The following is a 6,249-nucleotide window of genomic DNA, read 5'->3' as shown; positions in this document are numbered from 1 at the left end:
GTTGTAGATCGATGCATTTTCGCGAGAGAGCCCAAGCCCAAATAGCCGAAGACCGCCCTGTCGACCCTGGGTGCAAATGATCGCCGCCGCCGCCTCCCCAGGTATGAACCCGTTCGGATTTTGCGGCGTAAGGAGACGATTGCAGGAGATATAGTGCGTGACTGTCTGGCTTTTCAGATAACTATCGACGCCGGCAATCATCACAAAGGGCACCTCGCCTGATGCCAGCAACCGGCGAGCATGTTCCAATGCGACAACGCCTGCAGGTCGTCCGTGCGCTATTATTCTGGAGCGTGCATGCGGTTCGACCTCAACAATTTCTGCAACGCTCCTAAGCAAAGCGGAATTGTCGCTGACAGGCCGGCCGGGCCGCTCTTCCTCGGGAAGGCATAAGATCAGTGCCGTTTGGCCGCGTGCTTCCGGCACGCTTTCGAACGCTTCGCAAATAGCACCAGCCGCCAGATGCGCCATGCGCCTGTCACCAATCCAATTGCGCGGTAACGCGATTGGCGCACCGGTTAGCCACTCGCCGGCGGAGCCCCGAAGTCGCGTTTGCTGGAAACCGTCGAGTCTTGCACGCATTGCCGCGCAAGCTGACGGCGCGTCGAGGCCGACAGCCGTAACCATGCCTATCGAGACGATGTCGAGTTGCGCACTCATGCGTCTTCATTCTCTCGTGCGGGCGTGATGTGGCCAACACGAACATATTGTTTTCCCTTGAGCCTCGCTCTCAGCATGGCCGGCGTTGGCGGACCTACCCAGCACTCCGAGAAATCGAGGATGGTCTTGTGAATGCGCTGCGAGAGGCGCCAGACGAGCGAGAAGCGGCGTCTTTCTGGGTCGAGCAGAACGGTGTCTGGAAATATGTCGGCCTCATAGGCCTTTTGCCTGCCTTTGAACAACGTCATCGGCAATGCTGCCGACGGTAGGCGAAAGCTCACTCGCCCTTCGGGAGCCAGGTTCACAAGCACCACCTCTTCGCCGCCTCGCGGATTGTCGATCTGCTGGTCAGGCGGCGCCATCTGGAAATAGCGCTCGTCGAAATCCGGCGGCAGGAACGGAAAGATGTTCTTGGCCCAATTGTCGTCGTAAGTGCCGCCATACTCGATCCGGCCCGGCCATCCGCGGCCCATCGGGCCAAAGCTCATCGGTTTGTAATCACCGAAGGGAGAGCGGATGTCTTCGTCGACAGCTTGCGTGTTCGGTAGCCGCAGCCCGGGTACGAGGCGCTGGTTCCTGGTTCGGGACCAGCCGGTTCCGACCGGGTTGTATTTGTAGCTGGCGGGAAGTTTGTCCTCCGGGTCCAACCTGTCGACGCCGCCCCAGGCAACGTCGTAGGAAATGGGCAGTTTCAGGAAGGGTTGCGGCGATGTGGCGGTAAAAACCGGCCCGATCGAGCGCCATTCGCGGTGGCCGACAACCTCGAACAGTTTTGACCAATTACCAACCTTGATGCCGACCGGCACGCGCTCTGCCGGGCGCCCGCCCGGCGCATAGGCGCAGCCATTGGCGATCACGTCGCAGCGTGGTTTGCGGAAGGCGAAGTCGGTCTCCCAGAGCGTGGCCGAGTAGCCGGCCACGCCGGTCTGTGTGTCGGCCATCACCAGGGGCACCTGTTCCGCTGATTTTCGCACCAGTCCGCCCGGCTCGGCGGGGAAGTCGAACGTGCCTTTGGCGACCACGACAATCCACTCATGGCCGGCCTTGTCCATGCCCATGGTGAATTGGTGCGGATACCCCATCTGGTTCAAGATCCGCATCAGTTGGTCTCCCAGCTGGCGGCGAGAATCTGCTTCAGCGTCGCTTGCGGCGATTGCGGATCGATGTCGAAAATGTCCGAACGGGCGGTCCACATCACCATACCGCTGATGACCTCGTCGTCGGCCTCGACAGGAGGCACCGGCAGTCCGCTCAATACTGTATCCAGTTCGTCCGGCGTCAGCTCGCCGTGCTGGGCGGCGATGGCCGCTTCTTCGATCTCGGCAAACCACGCCTCGGCGTCAGCCAGCCGAACCGGAGCTTCAGCAAGCTGCGCGACGACGCTCAAAGGGAATTGCCTGCCGACCCTGTCGGCGCTCTGCACAATGATGCCCGCCGATGCGCCGAAGCAAGCCGGGCCAGCCAGGAAGCGCAGCGCGGTTGTGCTCGGCCAAAATTCCGAGCCGAACAGCGGGACGAGATGCTGCGCCAGCCAACGGTCCCAGCCGCGAACAAAGTCGCCCGGCAGCCGCCGTGTCACGAAATCTCCGGTGGCGGGCATTTTGCCGTAAAAGCCAGGCAGCTTCATATCTGCGGCGGACATGAGAATTTCTTGAACATTTGCAGGTTGTAGGGATTTTCGACGCTGGCGGCCTTGAGCTCGAAATCGGCGTACATGCCTTTCGTCCCCAGGCGCAGGCTGTAGACATCCGACAGCGAAGTGCCGGTGAATCGGCCGCTGCGCAGTATCCTCAGCCACGCCCAGCTGCCGGTCTCGTTGAGCATGATTTCGGGCGAACCATCGATGGGCTGGAAGGCGAGCGAGATCACCCCGGTGCCGTCCTTGCCGGGCCAGGTCATCGGTTGCGGCCGCGTCGCGTTGTTGAAGTAGACGAGGGTCTGGCCATCGAGATTGAGCGTTACGCGCGTGACGTTCGGAGACAGGTCCTTGGGTTCCAGCGTGAAGCTCATCACCGGTCCTGTACCGCCGGGAAAGAGATCGTCGCGTATCCGCCTGGCCTGCTCGAAAGCCGCCAGCGCCGAAGGGTCGAGGCCGAAATCGGCACGCCATTTCCACGGCTGGCTGGCGGTGTCGACATAGCTGATCAAATGGTCGTTGGTGAACGCGTCGATCAGGCCCGCCGGTCCGAACAGGCGGGCGAAGTCGCGGACATTGACGTCCACCGCGCTTTCGGGACTGAACGGATAGCGGTCGTTGAGCGCCGCCTGGCAGAAGGGCAGGATGTCGGCGCGCCAGATGGCGTTGAGCTCCGAGGTGACCGCCTTTTGCGTCAACCCGCTGGTGTCGCCGGCGACACCAGCGGGTTGACGCAAAAGGCGGTCACCNNNNCCGCCGAGCCAGTCGTCGACCGGGTCGGGCAGGATTTGCGCTTGCCTTGCGACCGCCCCCGTCAGTTCGGCGAGGCCGCCTTGCTTCTTGATGGCATCCTGGGGATCGGGATTGGCCGTGACCGTCTGCAAAACGTTGGACAGCGCCGTCAGAGCCACCACCGCGGCGTCGAGTGCTGGCGGCTGGCCGTCGACCTCGGCAATAGCACCTTTGAGCGGCTTGAAGTGTTCGGCCACCAGGTTGCCGGTAAGATCCACCTCGTCAGCTGAGCCCGCGCGTGGAAGCAGCTTTGCCCCCGTTTTGACGATCTTGCCGAGCTTGCCGAGTTTGCCGAGCAGTTTCGAGCCGCCCTTGGCCGCCGCCTTGTCGTCGGCCGGCGCTTCATCGGACCGGGTAAGCTCGGTCTCCTGAACGACCGCCGTGAGCAGGCGTTTCAGCGCTGAATCGGCGCTGGAAAGATCCTTCAGATTCTCACTGGCGACATTGAGGTCGCTCAACGGCGCCAGCCTCATATCGCGCAGGAAGCTGTCCCACTGTGCGATATAGTCGTCGTAGTAGAGCTTCAGGATGTCTTCGGACAGCGCCGACACGGACGTTTCGGAGTTCTCGGAGCAGCCCCCGGCGAAGACCGCCCGATCCAGCGCCGCTTGTGCTGCCACATCCTCGATCCGGTCGAGAACGGCGTCATGGAAGCCTGCATAGGTGAATGCTCCCGAAATACCGACGCGAAGCGTCTTGTCGGAGCGACGCGCAAAAACCTTGGCGCCGTTGGGACCGGCGAAATTCGCCGGAATCCATTCTTTGAGCCCGGCCACTACCGGATCGGCCAGCAATTGCTTGTAGGCACGCGCCGGCAATGAAATCGTGCATACCGTTTTCAGCGCTTCGGCAACCAGCGCCTGGTCGGGCCCGATATAGCTTTCGTCGACCGTCATCCGGCGGATGGCCGCAAGCTGATGCTCTTCGGCATCGGCGGTTGGAAATGGTGCTGCGGCCGCGAATTCGGGAAGGCTGTTGACCCACCAGTTCTGGGTGTAGTCGGGATCCATCTGCGACAGACCCGTCATCATACGATAGGTCTTGAGAGCGCCGAGCATGAAATCCGGATCGCGGATCTGCCGCCACATGGTGGCCTCGAGAAGGGCCACCATGTGCGGCTCAAGCACGTTGCGCAAGGCGTGATCGTAGGTGTCGGTCTGAGCCCGCACCAGTTCCGCCGAGGCCGATGGCCCTAGCAGATCCTGGACAGCGGCAGGCGGTGCTGTCCGGGCATTTGAGACCGCGTCCATTGCCTCGAGCGCGCCGTCGATGGCAGGCTGCTGCACCGATGCCGGGTTTGCGGCAGCCGAGGTCAACGGCGTCTGCAGCGCTTCGAACTGGCTTGCCTGGGCCGAGATCGCATTGCGGTTGTCGTAGTAGGACCAGGCAAACACCGCACTGGCCAGCAAGCCCGCTGTGGCACAGGCAGCCGCCGCGCCCCGCCAGATCCAGGCGCGGCGGCGTTGCGCTAGCGGGTCGAACGTACCCAGGCCTGCTTCCTTGAAGATGACTTCGGTGAGCAGGTTCTTCAGGAAGAAGCTGCGTTTCTCGACCCTTGGTGCGGGCAGGACCCGCCGTGGCGGAAGACCGAAAGACGACGACAGCGCCGCGGTCAGTCGGTCGATAGGCGCCCCTTCCTGAGTCGCCGATGTCAGATAGAGGCCGCGCAGCCATGCAGCCTCTTCATACCGGCTTTCGCCGAACATCGCCTCGACCAGCACCTGGATCGGTTCGGACAGGCTTGCGAGTTGGGCAGGAAACCGGAAGATCTCTGCACGGGCGGCGAGTTTTTCCTCATCCTCCAGGCGCGGCACCAGCCGCCGCTCGAGTTCCGTCGCCAGCGTCGAAATTTCGCGTTCGATGGTCTTCGCATCCACGCGCGCATCCAGCGCGAAGGTCGTTCCCCACACCTGCTCGCGCGAGGCGGTGGACAGACCGCCGAAGAAGGCTTCGAAACCCTTGATCAGATCGGCCTTGGTCAGCATCAGATAGACCGGAAGGCGGATTTCGAGCCGGTCGTTGAGCTCGGCCAACCGGCGGCGGATCTTGCGGCCGTGCGCCTTGATGGCTTCGTCGCCCTCCGAAAGCACGTCGATCGAAAGCGCCACGATGACGCCGTTGAGCGCGCGGCGCCCGCGATGCTTCTTCAAAAGGTCGAGGAAGCCCAGCCATTCCGCCGCGTCCACATCGGGCTGGCTCTCCTGCTGCACATAGCGGCCGGCGGTATCGATCAGAACCGCGTTTTCGGAAAAGAACCAGTCGCAGTTGCGGGTGCCGCCGACCCCTTGCAGGTCGTCGGTGAGGTCGATCGGAAAATTCAGTCCGGACTGCCGCAGAGCCGTGGTCTTGCCGGTGGCCGGCGGCCCGACGATCACATACCACGGCATGTCGCGCAGAAACTTGCGGCCGCCCAGCTTGCGGCGCTTCAGTTCGGCCATCACGTCGGCGAACTTGGCACCCACGGCAGCGACGTTCTCTTCGCCGGGGCTCAGCGGCTTTTCCACCGCGGGCGCGGCAATCTCGGCGACGAACATGCGGTTGGCGCGGATCGCCCGGCGCTGGGCGACGATCAGCCAGATCAGCCAGAAGATGACCAGCAGCGCGATGATGACGATGCGCACATTTTCAGAGGCGAACGGTTCGTAGGGACCGACCCTGACGATCGGACCGAACACCCAGATGACCAGGGAAAGCAGCGTGATGCCGATCAGCGTCCACAGCCAGCGCGATGTCAGAACCGCCCAGAGGAAGCGCAGGATGAACATCTCACAGCCTCTTTTCGACAAGCACCTCGGCGCGGCGGTTCAAGGCTCGCCCCTGGCGCGTGCTGTCGCTGGCCACTGGATCGGTGGCCGCGCGGCCCTCGGAATGGACGCGGTCCCGTGGCACTCCGTTCTGGACCAGCATGTCGGCAATCGTCTGGGCGCGAGCCTCGGACAGCCGCTGGTTGGTCGACAGCGGATTGGTCTTTTGCAGAGGAACGCCGTCCGTATGGCCGATCACCGTGATGTTTCCGATCAGCTCCTGATTGGCGAGGATCACCTTGGCGATCGAACCGATCAGGGGCTCGAAACCTTCGGTCAGTTGTGGCCGCGACGACTGGAACAGTTCGGGGTTGGAGGCCTGGATGATCAGCTTGGCCAGCGAAACGCTCTCGGTGC

The 6,249-nt window shown here is 62.8% G+C and carries 4 protein-coding genes and 1 pseudogene; all 5 read right to left on the bottom strand.

Annotation, left to right across the window (positions count from 1 at the left end):
• A pseudogene (locus EOC06_RS41400) lies at window positions 1–660 on the bottom strand (3-oxoacyl-ACP synthase); the annotation flags it as partial.
• A complete protein-coding gene (locus EOC06_RS00095; RefSeq protein WP_127318101.1) occupies window positions 657–1,760 on the bottom strand; it encodes a DUF2169 domain-containing protein in 1,104 nt (367 codons plus the stop codon). The pseudogene EOC06_RS41400 and the gene EOC06_RS00095, both read right to left, overlap by 4 nt.
• Window positions 1,760–2,287, bottom strand: coding sequence for a type VI secretion system-associated protein TagF (tagF, locus tag EOC06_RS00090; RefSeq protein ID WP_127318099.1), 528 nt, complete (start codon window positions 2,285–2,287; stop codon window positions 1,760–1,762). The genes EOC06_RS00095 and tagF overlap by 1 nt, the downstream gene beginning before the upstream one ends.
• Complete coding sequence (gene tssM / locus EOC06_RS00085; protein ID WP_128306782.1) at window positions 2,284–5,853, bottom strand: type VI secretion system membrane subunit TssM; 3,570 nt, start codon at window positions 5,851–5,853, stop codon at window positions 2,284–2,286. The genes tagF and tssM overlap by 4 nt, the downstream gene beginning before the upstream one ends.
• Window position 5,854: 1 nt before the next feature.
• Window positions 5,855–6,249 (bottom strand): OmpA family protein (locus tag EOC06_RS41395; RefSeq protein ID WP_245469254.1); only part of this gene is annotated, 395 nt, incomplete at its 5' end.

This window comes from Mesorhizobium sp. M7A.F.Ca.MR.362.00.0.0, from assembly GCF_004023175.1.
GTDB lineage: Bacteria > Pseudomonadota > Alphaproteobacteria > Rhizobiales > Rhizobiaceae > Mesorhizobium.
This window is presented reverse-complemented; position numbering and strand designations above follow the sequence as displayed.